Genomic DNA, 16590 nt, shown 5'->3' on the forward strand with positions numbered 1-16590 from the left:
AGCCCGGAGCTCAGCGCTGGGGCAGGGCGCGGCGCGCCTCGTGCCGCAGGGCGGCGGCGACCCGGTCCAGCACCGTCGAGCGCAGCTTCCACTGCTGCAGGTAGATCGGGACGTCGACGACCGCGTCGTCGTCGAGCAGCACGACCTGCCCGCCGGGGTCGCCCGGCCCGCCGTCGAGCATCCCGAACCGCGCGCCCGGGCCGGGGAGCGGTCCCCACATGCCCCATCCCAGCCCGCGGCGGATGCCGTCGACGTACTCGGGCGTGCTCGGCACGTGGTGCCGGGGCGGGTCGGGGACCACGGTGCCCGGGGTGCTCGCCGCGGCGGCGGCGCGCTCGCGCAGCCAGGCGTCCTGGAGGTCGTCGGCCCGGTTGAACACGAGCATCGGGGCGCGGCCGAGCGCCTCGAGCGTGGGGCCGTCCGGGAACCAGCGGTCGACCACCTCCCGCGTCGCGGCGGGCCGGTAGCGGGTGACGCCGAGGAACGTGGAGGTGCAGCCCTGCACGGGCTCGCGCTGGGACGTGATCGCGGCCATGACGACGCCGGCCGGCAGGAGGTCCACCGTGCGGTCCTGGTCCTCGCGGTGGAGGTCGAAGCAGACCCCCTCGACGCGCGCGAGCGCCCGCATCACCCACGTCGCGAGCGAGTCGGCGTTGACGGCGATCGGCACGGTGACCGGGCGGGGCGGGGCGCCGTCGGGGTCGTCGTCGGCGTCCCGGGGCCCGAGCTCGCGGCTCGCCTCCGCACCGAGCAGCTCGACCTGGCGCGCCAGGCGCAGCAGCGTGCGCCCCGGGCCCGTCGGCGCGACCGGGCGCGTGCGGCGCACCAGCACGGAGCCGGCCGCGTTCTCCAGCGCGCGCACGCGCTGGCCGACCGCCGACGGCGTGACGTGCAGCGTGCGGGCCGCGGCCTCGAACGAGCCCTCGGCGACGACGGCGGCGAGCGCCTCGAGCTGGCGGGAGTCCCATCGCATGCGCCGAGCCTAGATGAAGAACTGCTTCGCCAGCCGAAGAAATCGTAGATGGACTTCACTTCCTGACGGTCCTAGCGTCGAGGGGTGCTCTCCCTCCTCCCCGGCCTCGGGTTCGGCCTGTCCCTCATCGTCGCCATCGGCGCGCAGAACGCCTTCGTGCTGCGCCAGGGCGTGCGCCGCGAGCACGTCGGCCTCGTCGTCGCCGTGTGCGCGGCGTCCGACGTCGTGCTCTACCTCGCCGGGACGGCCGGGCTCGGCGCGCTGGTGGTGAGCCACCCCGCCGTCGTCGAGGCCGCGCGGTGGGCGGGCGCCGTCGTCGTGCTCGGGTACGGGGCCCTCGCCGCGCGACGGGCCCTGCGCGGCGACGAGGCGGGACTGGCCGCGGCGTCGGACGGCGCCGTCGCCGACGCGGGACGGCGCGCGCGGCCCGTGCTGCTCACGGCGCTCGCGCTCACCTGGCTCAACCCGCACGTGTACCTCGACACGGTCGTGCTGCAGGGCTCGCTCGCGGCGTCGTACGGCGACGGCCGCTGGCTGTTCACCGGCGGCGCGATCGTCGCCAGCGTCCTGTGGTTCGTCGGCCTCGGCTACGGCGCCCGCCTGCTCGCGCCCGTGCTCGCCCGTCCAGGCGCCTGGCGTGTCGTCGACGGCGTGGTCGCCCTGATCATGCTGGTCGTCGCCGTGAGCCTGGTGCTGCCGGCGCTTGCGGCGTAGAGCCCGTCGGCTCGGCGACGGCGGGGTCAGCGGGTGAGGCGGTGCAGGCGGTCGACGGCGTCGCGCAGCACGTCCTCCCGCTTGACGAACGTGAACCGCACCCGCGACGCGAGCGCCTGCGCCGTCGTCGAGCCGGCGCGGCAGAACGCGGAGACGGGGACGCCGACGACGCCCGCGAGCTCGGGCAGCCGGCGGCACAGCTCGTGCCCGTCGGGGACGCCTAACCGCTCGAGCAGGTGCGCGCCGTCCGCGACGACGAAGTAGGTGCCCTGCGGGACGACGACGTCGAACCCGGCGGCGGTCAGCCCCTCGCACAGCAGGTCGCGGCGCGAGGCGAGCGACGCGGCCAGCGTGCGCGGCGCGTCGTCGTCGGCGAGCGCCGTCGCGATGGCGGGCTGGAAGGGTGCGCCGGACGTGTAGGTGAGGAACTGCTTCACCGTGCGCACGGCCGTGACGAGCTCCGCCGGGCCGTGCACCCAGCCGACCTTCCAGCCCGTGAGGCTGAACGTCTTGCCGCTGGAGGAGACGGTGAGGGTGCGCTCCGCCATGCCGGGCAGCGTCGCGACCGGCACGTGGACGGCGTCGTCGAAGGTGAGGTGCTCGTAGACCTCGTCGGTGAGGACCACGGCGTCCGCCTCCCGCGCGACCGCGGCGACCTGCTCCAGCTCGGCCCGCGTGAGCACCGTGCCGGTGGGGTTGTGCGGGGTGTTGAGCACGATGAGGCGCGTGCGCGGCGTGACCGCGGCGCGCAGGGCCGCGGCGTCGAGCCGGAAGCCGTCGGCGGTGAGCGGCACGGGCACGTGCGTCGCGCCGGCGAGGGCGATGCTCGCCGCGTGCGAGTCGTAGAACGGCTCGAGCGTGATCACCTCGTCGCCCGGTCCCGCGAGCGCGAGGATCGACGCGGCCAGCGCCTCCGTGGCTCCCGTGGTGACCAGCACCTCGCCGTCGGGGTCGACGTCGAGCCCGTAGCGGCGCCGCTGGTGGTCGGCGATCGCGCGCCGCAGCTCGGGCACGCCGTCGCCGGGCGGGTACTGGTTGCGGCCCGCGTCGATCGCGGCCTTCGCGGCGTCCCGGATGAAGGCCGGACCGTCCACGTCGGGGAAGCCCTGGCCCAGGTTGGTCGCGCCCGTGCGCGCGGCGAGCGCCGTCATCTCCGCGAAGATCGTCTGCGCGACGGCGCCGTCCGCGCCGAGCAGTCCCGTCGCGCGGGCGACGTCGTTCCAGCGGCCGGGCGGGGGAGAGGTCGGCATGGGCCGACCCTAGCCCGACGACGGATCGCCACGCCGCGACGCCGGCGCTGACCACGATCCGAGACGCCGGACGAGCGGTCCGGGGCACCTCGGGCGAGCGTGAACCCGCAGGTCAGAGGCCGGTGCAGGGGCGGGGCCGGTGCCCCCGGCGGGCGGTCTGCCGGACTTGTCCACAGGCCGCTCCCAGCCGATTGCCCGGGACCCCTATCCTGGTCCCGCCTTGCCGCCTCCAGCGCCCTCGCTGGGCACGACGAGAGGACCAGATCAGTGTCGATCGACACGACGGCGCCCGCCGACGCCGCCGCACTGCTCGAGCACGAGGTGCGCGAGCTCGTGCGCCGTCGTGCCCTCGACCCGGTCCGCGACCGGCCGGGGCTGGAACGCCTCGTCGCGGAGGCCTCGGCCGACTACACCGAGCGCGCCACGCGCGGCGTCGTGCCGGCGCTCGTGGACCCGCAGGGCACGGCCCGGGCGGTGGTCGACGCGCTCGGCGGGCTCGGGCCGCTCCAGCGGTACCTCGACGACCCCGAGGTCGAGGAGATCTGGATCAACTCGCCCGCCAAGGTGTTCGTCGCGCGCCGCGGGGTCCCCGAGCTCACGACGACGATCCTCACCGCCGGGCAGGTGCGCGACCTCGTGGAGCGGATGCTCAAGGCGTCGGGTCGCCGGCTGGACCTGAGCAGCCCGTTCGTCGACGCGTCGCTGCCCGGCGGCGAGCGGCTGCACGTGGTCATCCCCGACGTCACCCGGCACGACATGGCCGTCAACATCCGCAAGCACCTGGTGCGCGCGGACCACCTCGACCACCTGGTGCGGCTGGGCTCGCTCACGCCGCACGCCGCGGCGTTCCTCGACGCCGCCGTGCGGGCCGGCCTGAACGTGCTCGTCTCGGGCGCCACGCAGGCGGGCAAGACGACGATGCTCAACGCCCTGGCCGGGTCGATCCCCGCGGGCCAGCGGGTGATCTCCTGCGAGGAGGTGTTCGAGGTCCGCTTCGCGGCGCGCGACCACGTGGCGATGCAGTGCCGGCAGCCCAGCCTGGAGGGCACCGGGGAGATCCCGCTGCGCCGCCTCGTCAAGGAGGCGCTGCGCATGCGCCCGGACCGGATCGTCATCGGCGAGGTGCGCGAGGCCGAGAGCTTCGACATGCTCGTGGCCCTCAACGCCGGCATCCCAGGGATGTGCACCGTGCACGCGAACTCGGCGCGCGAGGCCGTCACGAAGATGTGCACGCTGCCGCTGCTCGCGGCGGAGAACGTCTCCGACCGGTTCGTCGTGCCCACCGTCGCGTCGGCGATCGACCTGGTCGTGCACCTCGACGTCTCGCCCGACGGCGCCCGGCAGGTCCGCGAGATCGTCGCCGTCACGGGCCGCGTCGAGGCGGACCGGGTCGAGACCGCCGGGCTCTTCCACCGGCTGCCCGCGGAGCAGGGCGGCGACCTGGTGCGCGGCGACGGCTTCCCACCCGGCGAGGAGCGGTTCTCCCGCGCCGGCGTCGACGTCCGCGCGCTGCTGGCCGGCGGCCGCTGATGGGGGTCGTCGTCGGGCTCCTGCTCGGTGCGGGCCTGGTGTCCGTGTGGCTGTCGTGCTGGGACGCGCCAGCCCGCCCGCGCCGTCGCGCCGGACGGTCCGCGGCCGTGCAGGACCTGCTCGTCCAGGCTGGGGCGCCCTCGGTGACGCCGGCAGCCCTGTGGTGGCTCAGTGCGGCGGCGGGCGTCGTCGTGCTGCTCGCCGGCCTGGCGCTGACACGCTCGCCCGCCATCGCCGCGTGCTTCGCGCTGATGGCGGCGGCCGCGCCGGAGCTGCTCGTGCGGGTGCGGGCCAGGAAGCGGCGACGGGACCTGCGCGAGGTCTGGCCCGAGGTGGTCGATCACCTGGCGTCGGGCGTGCGGGCCGGGCTCTCGCTGCCGGAGGCGGTGGCCCAGCTCGGCGAGCGAGGCCCGGCGGAGCTGCGCGAGCCGTTCGGCCGGTTCGCAGCGGACTACCGTGCGACCGGCCGATTCGGCGAGTGCCTCGACCTGCTCAAGGCGCGGCTCGCGGACCCGGTGGCCGACCGGATCGTCGAGGCCCTGCGGCTGACGCGGGAGGTGGGCGGCACCGACCTGGGGCGTCTGCTGCGCACCCTGTCGTCGTTCCTGCGCGAGGACGCGCGGACGCGGGGAGAGCTCGAGGCGCGGCAGTCGTGGACGGTCAACGGGGCCCGGCTCGCGGCCGCCGGCCCCTGGGTCGTCCTGGCGTTCCTCGCGACCCGGCCGGAGACGGCTCAGGCGTACAACTCGGCGGCGGGGGTCGCGGTCCTCGCCGCGGGGGCCGCCACCTCGGCGCTCGCGTACTGGTTGATGCGGCGCATCGGGCGCCTCCCCGAGGAGGGGCGGGTGCTGCGATGACGGTCCCCGGGTTCTCGGGAGTCGGCGCCCTCGTCGGGCTGCTCGGCGGTCTCGGGCTGCTGCTCGTGATCTCTCGGCTGCGTGCGCGTCGTGCGACGCTCGAGCAGCGGCTGGCCCCGGCGCTGCGCCCGCGCGACGCCACGTCGGGACTGCTGCGCGACCAGCCCACGCATACCCCGTTCCCCGTGGTCGAACGGCTGCTCGCCCCCTGGGTCGCGGACGCCGCGCACTGGTTCGAACGGCTCGGGTCGTCCCGGGCGGACGTGCGGCGTCGCCTCGACCGCGCGGGCTGGCACGAGAGCGTCGAGGCCTTTCGGGCACGCCAGGTCGTCTCGACCGCGCTCGGTCTGGCCGGCGGGCTGCTGCTCGCGCTGCTCCTCGCCGCGACCCGCGGGTCCTCGCCGGTGCCGCTGGCGGCGGTCGTGGTGCTCTGCGGCGCCGCCGGGTTCGTCCTGTGCGACCAGTGGTTGAGCCGCGCCGTCCACCGGCGCGAGGAGCGGATGCTCGCCGAGTTCCCGACCGTCGCCGAGCTGCTCGCCCTCGCCGTGACGGCGGGGGAGGGGCCGGTGCCTGCGCTGGAGCGGGTCGCCGCGACCGCCCGCGGCGAGCTGTCCGGCGAGATCTCCACGATGCTCGCCGACGTCCGCGCGGGCGCGCCGATCGCGGCGGCGCTCACGGCCATGGCCGACCGGACCGGCCTGCCCTCGCTGACCCGTTTCGCCGAGGGCGTCGCCGTCGCGCTGGAGCGCGGCACGCCGCTCGCCGACGTGCTGCGCGCGCAGGCGCAGGACGTGCGCGAGTCCGGCCGCCGGGCCCTCATGGAGGCCGGCGGCAAGAAGGAGGTCGCGATGCTCGTGCCCGTCGTCTTCCTCATCCTGCCGATCACCGTCGTCTTCGCGGTCTTCCCGTCCCTGGCCACCCTCCAGGTCGGGTTGTGAGCCGCGCCCCGCACACCGTTCCCGCCGCGCTCGCGGCGCCACCGAAAGGACCGACCATGCACGACGAGACCGACAGCACCGTGCCGCTCGGGCGACCCGACGCCGACGACCCCGAGCGGGGCGACGTGCCGGGTTGGGTGCTCGTGACACTGATGACGGCAGGCTTGGTCGTCGCGTTGTGGGCGATCGCGGGCCCGCTGCTCGAGGACACCTTCACCCGCGCGATCACGAGCGTCACGGGTCCGTGACCCGGGGCTCTGGTGCCGCGGCGATCGGCCGACTGCACCACCTGGTGGTCGACTGCCCGGACCCTCGGGGCCTCGCGGCGTTCTGGTCCGCCGTGCTCGGCCAGGACGTGACGTACGCGGACGACGACTTCGTCGTGGTGGCGCCCAGCGAGCGTCACTCCGGGCTCGCGTTCCAGCGTGCACCCGACCACCAGCCGCCGGAGTGGGGCGACCCGGCCCGCCCGCAGCAGATGCACCTGGACGTCATGGTCGACGACGTGCCCGCGGCGCACGCCCGGGTGCTCGCGCTCGGGGCGCGCCGGCTCACGGGCGCCCCGCCGGGCGCGGGGGAGGGCGACGTGTACGCCGACCCCGCCGGCCACCCCTTCTGCCTCGTCCCGCGGCCCGGGTGGGCCCCGCCGGTCGGGGACGGGCGGGCGTGACCGCATCGGGCGCCGACGCCCCCGCGGCCCCCGCCGCGACCGGCCGCGAGGGAGAGCGAGGGTCTGCCGTCGCGGAGTTCGTCATGGTGTCCGCGCTGGTGCTCGCGCTCTTCCTCGCGGTGGTGCAGGTCGCGCTGGCGATGCACGTGCGGGCGCTGGCGATCGACGCCGCGGCGGAGGGCGCCCGCGTCGCCGCGCGAGCGGACCGCGACCTGGCGAGCGGCGCCACCCGGACGCAGGACCTGCTCGCCGCGGCGCTCGGCTCCCGGTACGCCGACGACGTGTCCGTGCGGCAGACGGTGCAGGACGGGCTCGACGTGGTGGAGGTGACGGTGCGGGTGCCGCTGCCCGTGGTGGGGCTGATCGGGCCGTCCGGGGTGCTCACGCTCCAGGGGCACGCGCTGGAGGAGTCGTGAGCGCGCCCGGGCCCGCGGACGCGGCGCACGACCGCGAGGGGCACGACGCCGGTGCGCACGACCCCGAGGCGGGCGCGGCGCTGGTGGAGTTCCTCGGCACGGCGGTGCTGCTGCTGGTGCCGCTGGTGTACCTCGTGCTCACGGTCGCGCAGGTGCAGGCCGGGGCGTTCGCGGTCGAGGGTGCCGCGCGGGAGGCGGGCCGGGCGATGGTCACGGCGGACTCGGCGGAGATCGGGGCCGGGCGCGCCCGCGCGGCCGCCGGGATCGCGTTCGCGGACCAGGGGTTCGCCGCCTCCGACGGCTCCGTGTCGCTGGAGTGCTCGGCGGACCCGTGCCTCACGCCCGGCGCGACGGTGGGGGTCCGCACCCGGCTGGCGGTGCCCCTCCCGTTCGTGCCCGAGGCGCTGCGCGGCCGGCTGCCGCTGGAGATCCCGGTCACCGCGACCCACGTGGCGACGGTCGACGAGTACGGGAAGGCGCGGTCGTGACCCGGCGGCAGCGACGCGACGGCGCACCCGAGCCCGGCGCGCCCGAGCCCGTCGCCCCCGGCCCCGAGGACGGGCGGATCATGCTGCTCACGGCCGGTGTCGTGGCGCTCGCGCTGATGCTCGTCGGCATGGTCGCGTCGGCCACGGCGGTGCACCTCGACCGCAAGCACCTGTACGACCTCGCCGACGCGGTCGCGGCCGACGCGGCGGACGCCGTTCCCCGGGAGCGGTTCTACGACGGGACCGCGTCCTCGCAGGGCGAGGCGGTGCTCACGCTCACCGACGCCGACGTCGAGGAGTCGGTGCGCGACTACCTCGCCGCGCACCCCGGGGAGGCGGAGGGCCTCGATGGCCTGCGGCTCGTCGAGGCCACCTCCCCGGACGGTCGGACGGCGCAGGTGGGGCTCGTCGCGACGTCGCACCCGCCGTTGCTGCGGTGGTTCACGGACGCGTTCGGGGGCGGGTTCACCGTCGCCGCGACGTCGTCCGCCCGCGCGGGCTGAGCGCTGCCGCCCGCACGGAAGCCCTGCGGGCGCACGCCGGGGGGAGTGTGGAACTTCCCACACCGCTAAAGGCGCATCCGTAATGCCGATTTGGCTAGCCTGCGGGTGTGCAGCTCACCGCGTTCACCGACCTCGGCCTGCGGATCGTCATGCGCCTCGCCGTGCTCGACGCCGAGACGGCCACGACGCGCGCGCTCGCCGAGCAGCTCAACGTGCCGGCGACGCACGCGGCGAAGGTCGTCACGCGGCTGGGCCACCTCGGCGTCGTCGAGGCCCGCCGCGGCCGGGCCGGTGGCCTGCGCCTCGCGGAGGGCGCCCGCGACCTGTCCGTCGGGTTCGTCGCCCGGGCCCTCGAGGGTGACGGCGAGGTCGTCGAGTGCGAGGGCGCGAACCCCTGCCCGCTGCGTGGCGGCTGCCGCCTGCGCGGCGCGCTGGCCCGCGCCCGCGAGGCCTTCTTCGCGGCCCTCGACCCGGTGACCATCGCCGACGTCTCGGCCGCGCCCACCCGGGACCTGCTGCTCACCATCGGCACGCGCCCGCCCGGCTGACGTCCGCCCACGTCCACGCCCGCGCGCACCCCGCCCGGACGCGAAGACCCCCGAAGGAAGAGACAGGAGTCACCCATGCTCACCCCCGAGTCCGCCGCCGTCGTCCGCGCCACGCTGCCCGTGATCGGCGGCGCGATCGGCGACATCACGCCGGTCTTCTACCGACGGATGTTCGCCGCGCACCCCGAGCTGGAGCGCGACCTGTTCAACCGGGGCAACCAGGCCCGCGGCGACCAGCAGCGGGCCCTCGCCGGGGCCATCGCCGCCTACGCAACCCTCCTCGTCGACGGCGGCCCGGACCCCCGCACCGTCCTGGCGCGTATCGCGCACAAGCACGCGTCGCTCGGCATCCTCCCGGAGCAGTACCCGATCGTGCACGAGCACCTGTTCGCCGCCATCGTCGAGGTGCTCGGCGACGCGGTCACCCCCGAGGTCGCGGCGGCGTGGGACGAGGTCTACTGGGACATGGCTGACGCGCTCGTCGAGATCGAGCTCGGCCTGTACGGGGAGGCGGGCGTGGCGCCCGGTGACGTGTGGCGCACGGTCTACGTGCGCCGGCGGGTGCAGGAGTCGCCCGACACGGTCTCCTTCGAGCTGGTCTCCTCGGACGGTGGCCCGCTGCCGGTGGCGCGGCCGGGCCAGTACGTCTCGGTCGCCGTCACCCTCGCCGACGGCGCGCGCCAGATCCGCCAGTACAGCCTCACCGGCGCCGGCGCGCCCGGCGCGTGGGCGGTCTCGGTGAAGGCCATCCTCCCGGGCCTCGACCCGGCCGGCGTCGCGCCCGCCGGCGAGGTCTCGAACCACCTGCACGACAACGTGTTCGAGGGCGACGCCCTGGAGGTCTCGATCCCGTTCGGCGAGCTCACCCTGGTCGAGGGGGAGAACCCCCTGGTGCTGATCTCGGCGGGCATCGGCATCACGCCGATGATCGGATTCCTGCACCACCTGCGCGACGTCGGCACCTCGCGCCGCGTCGTCGTGCTGCACGCGGACCGGTCGCCCGCGCGCCACGCGCACCGCGCGGAGCTCCGCGCGCTCGTCGACGACCTGCCGACGGCCGAGCTGCACCGCTGGTACGAGGACCTCGGCGCACGGCCGGTGCAGGAGCGGCTGCGCACCGGCTACCTCGACCTGGACGGCGTCGACGTCCCGCACGACGCCGACGCCTACCTGTGCGGCCCCGCGCCGTTCATGACCGCCGTCCAGTCCGCGCTCCTCGGGCGCGGCATCACCGCCGACCGCATCCACCACGAGGTGTTCGGCCCCGGCCGGGAGATCGCCGCCGCCTGACGGCGCCGCCGTCGACGGGCCCGGCTCCGGCGCGTCACCCGGCGTCGACCACGCGCGAGAAGAGCCCGGGGTAGTCCACGACGAGGCCGTCGGCGTCGACCGAGATCTCGCGGTGGAAGTCGCCGTCGCGGGACTCGTAGACGTACCGGTCGGCGTCCACCCGGGTGTAGCGCTGCGGGTCGGGCGACACCCGGAACGTGTCTCCGTCGACGTACGCGGTGACGATGTCGGCCGCCGCCCCGACCGCGAGGTCGAGGCGGCGGATCGGCAGCGCGTTCGTGAACGGGCTGAAGGAGAGGTCCACGTCGACGGCGTCGGCCAGGTCGGGCCGGGCCGCGCCGTCGACCCACCAGCCGCCGCCGTCCCGGCTCACGTCGAGCTGGCGCCCGTCCGACGCGCGCAGGCGCAGCACCAGGAACGTCCACGCGGCGTCGAGCTCCATCGCGTACTCGAGCCGCACGGGGCCGAGGTCGACGACGGACCGTGCGCGCAGCCGGTCGTCGCGGGGGAGCAGGTCGAGGTGCTCGAGACCGCCGCTGCCGAGCCCGCGCCACCGGTACGTCGTCATGGCCGACCTCCTCCGGTCCTCGCCCTCCACCGCCTCGTCCAGCATCGACCAGGTCCGCCCGGCCTGCCCGGTAGATTCGCCGGCATGAGCCACGACGACCTGCCCGACGACAAGCTGCCGGTGGACCTGGACCAGATGTTCGACCTCGCCCGCGCGGGCGCCGACCTGCTCCTGGAGTTCGTCGACGCCGGCGTCCCGGCCGACCACGCCGACGCGGCGGGCAACACCCTGCTCATGCTGGCCGCGTACCACGGCCACGCCGGCCTCGTGCGGGGCCTCGCCGAGCGCGGCGCCGACGTGGACCGCGTCAACGCCCGCGGGCAGTCCCCCCTGGCGGGCGCCGTCTTCAAGGGGGCCGACGACGTGGTCGCGGCGCTCCTCGACGCGGGCGCGGACCCCGACGCCGGGACGCCCAGCGCCCGCGACACCGCGCAGATGTTCGGCCGGGTGCTGCCCGAGCGCGGCTGACGCCGGGGGAGGCCGCGGGCCGGGCAGCCCGCGGCGGCGGGTAACCTTGAGGATCGTGGCCACCATCGACTTCCCCGCAGAGATCAAGGCGCTGCGCGCCACCCTCGAGTCCATCGAGGCCGTGAGCGACCCCACCGCCCTGCAGGCGAAGATCGACGACCTCACCCAGCAGGCGTCGGCCCCCGACCTGTGGGACGACCCGGAGAAGGCCCAGCAGGTCACCTCCGCGCTCTCCACCGCGCAGAACGAGCTGCAGCGCGTCGAGCGGCTCGGCGCGCGCATCGACGACGTCGAGACGCTCGTCGAGCTCGGCCACGAGATGGAGGACGAGGACTCGCTCACCGAGGCGGAGGGCGAGGTCGCCGCGATCCGCAAGGACCTCGACGCGCTCGAGGTCCGCACGCTGCTGTCCGGCGAGTACGACGCCCGCGAGGCCGTCGTCACGATCCGCGCGGGCGCCGGCGGCGTCGACGCCGCGGACTTCGCCGAGATGCTCATGCGCATGTACCTGCGCTGGGCCGAGCGGCACGGCTACCCCACCAAGGTCATGGACACCTCCTACGCGGAGGAGGCCGGCCTGAAGTCGGCCACGTTCGAGGTGAACGCCCCCTACGCCTTCGGCAACCTGTCCGTCGAGGCCGGCACGCACCGCCTGGTGCGCATCTCGCCGTTCGACAACCAGGGCCGCCGCCAGACGTCGTTCGCCGCCGTCGAGGTGGTGCCGCTCATCGAGCAGACCGACTCGATCGAGATCCCCGAGTCCGACCTGAAGATCGACGTCTTCCGCTCGTCCGGCCCGGGCGGGCAGTCCGTGAACACCACGGACTCCGCCGTCCGCATGACCCACCTCCCCACCGGCACGGTCGTGTCGATGCAGAACGAGAAGTCGCAGATCCAGAACCGCGCCGCGGCGCTGCGGGTCATGCAGTCGCGCCTGCTGCTCCTCCGGCAGCAGGAGGAGGCCGCGAAGAAGAAGGAGCTCGCCGGCGACATCAAGGCGAGCTGGGGCGACCAGATGCGCTCCTACGTGCTGCAGCCGTACCAGATGGTCAAGGACCTGCGCACCGAGCACGAGTCGGGCAACACGCAGGCCGTGTTCGACGGCGCCATCGACGACTTCATCGAGGCCGGGATCCGCTGGCGCCGCTCGGGCGGCGCCGACGCCGCCTGACCGGCCCCGCCCGCCCGGCGACGCCGCGGACACCCCGAACGGGTGCCTCGGGCGTCATTCCTGACCCGCGACACACCGGCGTGTCCTTCGCGCCACCCTCCCCGCCGGGTGCGACTCTCGGGAATCGGGCGGCCCCGGCCCAGGTGCGGTGTGACCACGAAGCGACACCGTGCCCGCTCCGGTGCCGCACGGTCGACAGGCAGGGGAGAGGCACGTCGTGATCCGGTTCGAGAACGTCTCGAAGGTCTACGCCCGCGGGGCGCGTCCCGCGCTCGACGACGTCTCCGTCGACGTGTCGCGCGGGGAGTTCGTCTTCCTCGTGGGGGCGTCCGGCTCGGGCAAGAGCACGTTCCTGCGGCTCGTGCTGCGCGAGGAGCGACCCACGGGCGGCACCGTCTACGTCGCGGGTCGCGACCTGTCCCGCCTGTCGAGCTGGAAGGTGCCGTCGCTGCGCCGCAGCATCGGCGTCGTCTTCCAGGACTTCCGCCTGCTGCCCGGCAAGACGGTCTACGAGAACGTGGCCTTCGCCCTGCAGGTGATCGGCAAGCCGCGGCACACGATCCGCACCACGGTGCCCGAGGTGCTGGAGATGGTCGGCCTGGACGGCAAGGAGAAGCGGCTCCCGCACGAGCTGTCCGGCGGCGAGCAGCAGCGCGTCGCGATCGCGCGGGCGTTCGTCAACCGCCCGCAGATCCTGCTGGCCGACGAGCCCACGGGCAACCTCGACCCCACCACGTCCCTCGGCATCATGCGGCTGCTCGACCGGATCAACCGCACCGGGACCACGGTGGTCATGGCCACACACGACGACGAGATCGTCAACGAGATGCGCAAGCGTGTCGTCGAGCTGTCGACGGGGTCGGTGGTGCGCGACGAGGTCGACGCCGTGTACGGGGAGCGGGAGTCGATCCTGCCGCAGGTGGGCCAGACGCCGGTGCTCGACGCGCCCGGGCGCGGCACCCGCGCCGTGCAGCGCGTCCAGGTCACGCCCGAGCCGGCGGACCTCGAGGCCGAACGGGCCGCCGAGGCGGCGGCCGCCCGGGCCGCCGCGGCCCAGGAGCCTCATGTCGCAGAGTCCCCTGTCGCTGAACCCTCGGTCGCAGAGCCGGCGGGCGCGTCCGCGGACGAGGTGGTGCAGCAGGTGCTGCGCGAGCACGAGCGCGTGCGCGCGGGACGGGAGGCCTGAGGGTGCGGCTCCAGTTCGTCCTCACCGAGGTCCTGAACGGCCTGCGGCGCAACCTGTCGATGGTGGTCTCGGTCGTCCTCGTGACGTTCGTGTCCCTGACCTTCGTGGGCGCGGCGGCGCTGCTCCAGACGCAGGTCACCAAGCTCAAGGGGGACTGGTACGACCTCGTCGAGGTCTCCGTCTTCCTCTGCCCGGACGGCTCGACGGCGCCGACGTGCGCCGACGGCGAGGCCACCGAGGAGCAGATCGCGGGGCTCGAGAAGGTCATCGACACCGAGCTGTCCGACGTCGTCGCCACCACCTACTTCGAGAGCAAGGCGGACGCGTTCGACGCGTTCACGGAGCTCTACCCGGACGGGTACCAGGGCACCCAGCTCACCGAGGACGACATGCAGGCGTCGTTCCGGCTCAAGCTGGTGGACCCCGAGAAGTACCAGGTGGTCGACGACGTCCTCGAGGGCCGCGCGGGCGTGGAGGTCGTGGAGGACCAGCGCGAGGTGTTCGAGCCGCTGTTCCTCGCGCTCGGCCGCGCGTCGCTGCTGGCCGCGGGCCTCGCGGGCGTGATGCTGCTCGCGGCGGTGCTCCTCATCACGACGACGATCCGGCTCTCCGCCGTGTCGCGCCGCCGCGAGACGGGCATCATGCGGCTGGTCGGCGCGTCGAACCTGTTCGTGCAGCTGCCGTTCATGCTGGAGGGCGCGATCGCCGCGCTGGTGGGCGCGCTGCTCGCCGTGGGCGGGCTCTGGCTCGCCGTGCAGTACCTGGTGACGGACTGGCTCCAGGACTCCGTCGACTGGGTGGCCTACGTGGACGTGGGCGACGTCCTGATCGTCGCGCCGCTGCTCATCGGCATCGCCGTGCTCCTGGCGGTGGTGTCGTCCGTGGTGACGCTCAACCGGTACACGAGGGTGTGAGATCGCAGATGACGAGCCTGAGGATGTCCCCCGGCGCCGGCCGGCGCGCGCTCGGCGGCCTGGTGGCCGCCGTCCTCGTGCTGGGCGGGGCGACGACGTCGGCGACGGTGACGGCGGGGGTGTCGGCGCGGTCGGCGGCCGCGGACGACATCGACGACCAGCGGGCCGCGGCGGAGGCGAAGCAGCGCGCGAAGGAACGCGAGCGCGACAGCCTGCAGGAGGAGCTCGAGGACACCAACGCCAAGTACCGGCAGGCCGTGCTGGACCTCAACGAGGTCGAGGGACGGCTCCCGGTGGCGCAGGCGGAGCTCGCGGCCGCGGAGGCAGCGCTCCAGGAGGCGCGCCGGAAGGCCGCGATCCTCGCCCAGCGGCTGTCCGACGCCGAGGCCGAGGAGGCCGCGGTCGCCGGCCAGATCGAGGCCGACAAGGGCAAGGTCGAGGCGGCGCGGGCCGATGTCGTGCAGATGGCGCGCCAGGCGTACCGGAACGGGGACGACACGAGCACGCTCGGCATCGTCACCGGGGCCCAGTCCACCGAGGACTTCCTCGAGGAGTTCGCGGTCTCGTCGTCGGCGGCGCGCAGCCAGGCGCGCACCCTGACCGACCTGCAGGAGGCCGAGGCGGTCGCCCGCAACCAGCAGGCGCGCCTCGACGCCATCCGCGCGGCGATCGCCGACCTCAAGCGCGAGGCCGACGCCAACGTCGTCGCGGCGGAGAAGGCGCAGCGGCAGGCCGCGGAGCGCAAGGCCGAGGTCGAGCGCCTGATCTCGCAGCAGCGCAAGCTCAAGGCGTCGATCGAGGCGCAGAAGGCGAACGCCCTCGAGGAGCTCAAGGCGAACGAGCAGGCGCAGCGGAGCCTCGAGGCGCAGCTCAAGGACATCATCGCCAAGCAAAAGGCCCGCGACGCCCGGCTCGCCGAGGAACGTCGCAAGGCCGAGGAGGCGGCCCGCAAGAAGGCGGCCGCCGAACGGCGGAGCAACAGCGGTGGCGGCGGGGGTGGCGGCTCCAGCAGCGGCGGCGGCTCCGGTGGCGGGGGCGGCGGTGGTGGCGGCGGCGGTTCGTCGTCGTCCGGGCCGTTCCTGGGCTGGCCGACGAACTACCACGTGGTGACCAGCTCGTACGGCATGCGATTCCACCCCACGCTGCACTACTGGCGGCTGCACGCCGGCACGGACATCCGCACGTACTGCGGCACCCCGATCTACGCGGCGCAGAGCGGCTACGTCGAGCAGGCGCACTACACGTCCGGCGGCGGCAACAACGTGCTCATCAACCACGGCACCTACCGCGGCGACAACGTGATGTCCCGGTACCTGCACCTGACCTACGACACCGTGAGCGTGGGGGAGAAGGTCAGCAAGGGCGAGATCATCGGCTACTCCGGCTCCACGGGGACGTCGGCGGCGTGCCACCTGCACTTCGAGGTGTACGTCAACGGCAGCACCACGGACCCGATGGGCGGCTGGCTGAACTGACGTCTCCCGCGGGTTCGCAGGGCGCGGAAAAGTCCTGGCCGCACCACGGCGTTCCCGTATCCTGGGTCGTCGCGAGTCCGCGTACCCGGGAGGAGGAGACCGTGTCCAACAAGGCCAAGGGCGCCAAGAAGAAGCAGGGCGACCCGCGCACGATCGTGGCGAACAACAAGAAGGCCCGCCACGACTACGTGATCGAGGACGTGGTCGAGGCCGGGATCGTGCTGTCGGGCACCGAGGTCAAGGCGCTGCGCATGGGCCGTGCGTCGCTGCTCGACGGGTACGCGGCGATCGACAACGGCGAGGCGTGGCTCGAGAACGTGCACATCCCCGAGTACTTCCAGGGCACCTGGAACAACCACGCCCCGCGCCGCAAGCGCAAGCTGCTGCTGCACCGCGAGGAGATCGACCGGCTGGGCGTGAAGTCCCGCGAGAAGGGGCACACCCTCGTCCCGCTGAGCCTGTACTTCCTGGACGGGCGCGCCAAGGTGGAGATCGCCCTCGCGCGCGGCAAGAAGGAGTACGACAAGCGTCAGACTCTGCGCGAGAAGCAGGACATGCGCGAGGCGCAGCGCGCCATCCGCCACCAGGAGCTGCTCGGCTGAGGCGGAGGTGCTGCGGAGGGTGAGGGCCG

General features: G+C 74.6%; 19 protein-coding genes and 1 pseudogene. 17 read left to right on the plus strand and 3 right to left on the minus strand.

The features are described from left to right. Positions 1–10 precede the first annotated feature (10 nt). Positions 11–973: a LysR family transcriptional regulator ArgP gene (locus ACQP60_RS02365; RefSeq protein WP_429728225.1), complete on the minus strand. Its 963-nt coding sequence runs from the start codon at positions 971–973 to the stop codon at positions 11–13. Between the two features lie 84 nt (positions 974–1057). On the opposite strand from ACQP60_RS02365, the gene ACQP60_RS02370 reads away from it, so the two are divergent. Further along, positions 1058–1687 (plus strand): LysE/ArgO family amino acid transporter, encoded by a 630-nt coding sequence (locus tag ACQP60_RS02370; protein WP_429728226.1) that lies wholly within the window; start codon positions 1058–1060, stop codon positions 1685–1687. Positions 1688–1713: 26 nt separating this feature from the next. On the opposite strand, the gene ACQP60_RS02375 is transcribed toward ACQP60_RS02370, so the two are convergent. Then, a complete protein-coding gene (locus tag ACQP60_RS02375) occupies positions 1714–2937 on the minus strand; it encodes a pyridoxal phosphate-dependent aminotransferase (protein WP_429728227.1) in 1224 nt (407 codons plus the stop codon). Between the two features lie 267 nt (positions 2938–3204). Between ACQP60_RS02375 and ACQP60_RS02380 the strand changes: the two genes are divergently transcribed. The 10 genes from ACQP60_RS02380 (at position 3205) to ACQP60_RS02425 (ending at position 10177) form a co-directional block, all read left to right on the plus strand. Further along, entirely contained in the window at positions 3205–4467 is a 1263-nt protein-coding gene (locus ACQP60_RS02380; protein WP_429728228.1) for a TadA family conjugal transfer-associated ATPase, read from the plus strand. After that, positions 4467–5324, plus strand: a complete 858-nt coding sequence (locus ACQP60_RS02385; protein WP_429728229.1) for a type II secretion system F family protein — start codon at positions 4467–4469, stop codon at positions 5322–5324. Before ACQP60_RS02380 ends, ACQP60_RS02385 begins: the two co-directional genes overlap by 1 nt. After that, positions 5321–6262, plus strand: coding sequence for a type II secretion system F family protein (locus tag ACQP60_RS02390; protein WP_429728230.1), 942 nt, complete (start codon positions 5321–5323; stop codon positions 6260–6262). Before ACQP60_RS02385 ends, ACQP60_RS02390 begins: the two co-directional genes overlap by 4 nt. Before the next feature lie 56 nt (positions 6263–6318). Then, positions 6319–6510, plus strand: coding sequence for a hypothetical protein (locus ACQP60_RS02395; RefSeq protein WP_429728231.1), 192 nt, complete (start codon positions 6319–6321; stop codon positions 6508–6510). After that, a complete protein-coding gene (locus tag ACQP60_RS02400; protein ID WP_429728232.1) occupies positions 6507–6932 on the plus strand; it encodes a VOC family protein in 426 nt (141 codons plus the stop codon). The genes ACQP60_RS02395 and ACQP60_RS02400 overlap by 4 nt, the downstream gene beginning before the upstream one ends. Further along, positions 6929–7348: a TadE/TadG family type IV pilus assembly protein gene (locus ACQP60_RS02405; protein WP_429728233.1), complete on the plus strand. Its 420-nt coding sequence runs from the start codon at positions 6929–6931 to the stop codon at positions 7346–7348. Before ACQP60_RS02400 ends, ACQP60_RS02405 begins: the two co-directional genes overlap by 4 nt. Further along, positions 7345–7836 carry a pilus assembly protein gene (locus ACQP60_RS02410; protein WP_429728234.1) on the plus strand — a complete coding sequence of 164 codons (492 nt, stop codon included), beginning with the start codon at positions 7345–7347 and terminating at the stop codon, positions 7834–7836. The genes ACQP60_RS02405 and ACQP60_RS02410 overlap by 4 nt, the downstream gene beginning before the upstream one ends. Next, positions 7833–8339 (plus strand): hypothetical protein, encoded by a 507-nt coding sequence (locus ACQP60_RS02415; RefSeq protein WP_429728235.1) that lies wholly within the window; start codon positions 7833–7835, stop codon positions 8337–8339. Before ACQP60_RS02410 ends, ACQP60_RS02415 begins: the two co-directional genes overlap by 4 nt. A gap of 107 nt (positions 8340–8446) precedes the next feature. Further along, a complete protein-coding gene (locus ACQP60_RS02420; RefSeq protein WP_429728236.1) occupies positions 8447–8887 on the plus strand; it encodes an RrF2 family transcriptional regulator in 441 nt (146 codons plus the stop codon). A 75-nt stretch (positions 8888–8962) separates the two neighbouring features. Further along, a complete protein-coding gene (locus tag ACQP60_RS02425; RefSeq protein WP_429728237.1) occupies positions 8963–10177 on the plus strand; it encodes a globin domain-containing protein in 1215 nt (404 codons plus the stop codon). A 34-nt stretch (positions 10178–10211) separates the two neighbouring features. Here the strand turns inward: ACQP60_RS02425 and ACQP60_RS02430 are convergent, their stop codons facing one another. Next, positions 10212–10745: a putative glycolipid-binding domain-containing protein gene (locus ACQP60_RS02430; RefSeq protein ID WP_429728238.1), complete on the minus strand. Its 534-nt coding sequence runs from the start codon at positions 10743–10745 to the stop codon at positions 10212–10214. Between the two features lie 84 nt (positions 10746–10829). Here ACQP60_RS02430 and ACQP60_RS02435 point away from each other — a divergent pair, with 84 nt between their 5' ends. The 6 genes and pseudogenes from ACQP60_RS02435 (at position 10830) to smpB (ending at position 16561) form a co-directional block, all read left to right on the plus strand. Continuing rightward, positions 10830–11213 (plus strand): ankyrin repeat domain-containing protein, encoded by a 384-nt coding sequence (locus tag ACQP60_RS02435; RefSeq protein ID WP_429728239.1) that lies wholly within the window; start codon positions 10830–10832, stop codon positions 11211–11213. A gap of 55 nt (positions 11214–11268) precedes the next feature. Further along, positions 11269–12384, plus strand: coding sequence for a peptide chain release factor 2 (gene prfB, locus ACQP60_RS02440; RefSeq protein WP_429728240.1), 1116 nt, complete (start codon positions 11269–11271; stop codon positions 12382–12384). A gap of 217 nt (positions 12385–12601) precedes the next feature. Beyond that, a pseudogene (gene ftsE / locus ACQP60_RS02445) lies at positions 12602–13279 on the plus strand (cell division ATP-binding protein FtsE); the annotation flags it as partial. Between the two features lie 293 nt (positions 13280–13572). After that, positions 13573–14484: a permease-like cell division protein FtsX gene (ftsX, locus tag ACQP60_RS02450; RefSeq protein ID WP_429728241.1), complete on the plus strand. Its 912-nt coding sequence runs from the start codon at positions 13573–13575 to the stop codon at positions 14482–14484. An 8-nt stretch (positions 14485–14492) separates the two neighbouring features. Then, positions 14493–15959, plus strand: coding sequence for a peptidoglycan DD-metalloendopeptidase family protein (locus tag ACQP60_RS02455; protein ID WP_429728242.1), 1467 nt, complete (start codon positions 14493–14495; stop codon positions 15957–15959). Positions 15960–16060: 101 nt separating this feature from the next. Continuing rightward, entirely contained in the window at positions 16061–16561 is a 501-nt protein-coding gene (smpB, locus tag ACQP60_RS02460) for an SsrA-binding protein SmpB (protein ID WP_429728243.1), read from the plus strand. Positions 16562–16590 lie beyond the last annotated feature (29 nt).

Source organism: Isoptericola variabilis, from assembly GCF_050311655.1.
GTDB classification, from domain to species: Bacteria; Actinomycetota; Actinomycetes; order Actinomycetales; family Cellulomonadaceae; genus Isoptericola; species Isoptericola variabilis.

Bases quoted from the DNA above. Each gene is read 5' to 3' on its own strand.
- ACQP60_RS02395 (WP_429728231.1), top strand. From the start codon at position 6,319: ATGCACGACGAGACCGACAGCACCGTGCCGCTCGGGCGACCCGACGCC.
- ACQP60_RS02425 (WP_429728237.1), top strand. From the start codon at position 8,963: ATGCTCACCCCCGAGTCCGCCGCCGTCGTCCGCGCCACGCTGCCCGTG.
- ACQP60_RS02435 (WP_429728239.1), top strand. From the start codon at position 10,830: ATGAGCCACGACGACCTGCCCGACGACAAGCTGCCGGTGGACCTGGAC.
- ACQP60_RS02390 (WP_429728230.1), top strand. From the start codon at position 5,321: ATGACGGTCCCCGGGTTCTCGGGAGTCGGCGCCCTCGTCGGGCTGCTC.
- ACQP60_RS02375 (WP_429728227.1), bottom strand. From the start codon at position 2,937: ATGCCGACCTCTCCCCCGCCCGGCCGCTGGAACGACGTCGCCCGCGCG.
- ACQP60_RS02385 (WP_429728229.1), top strand. From the start codon at position 4,467: ATGGGGGTCGTCGTCGGGCTCCTGCTCGGTGCGGGCCTGGTGTCCGTG.
- ACQP60_RS02455 (WP_429728242.1), top strand. From the start codon at position 14,493: ATGACGAGCCTGAGGATGTCCCCCGGCGCCGGCCGGCGCGCGCTCGGC.
- ACQP60_RS02365 (WP_429728225.1), bottom strand. From the start codon at position 973: ATGCGATGGGACTCCCGCCAGCTCGAGGCGCTCGCCGCCGTCGTCGCC.
- ACQP60_RS02430 (WP_429728238.1), bottom strand. From the start codon at position 10,745: ATGACGACGTACCGGTGGCGCGGGCTCGGCAGCGGCGGTCTCGAGCAC.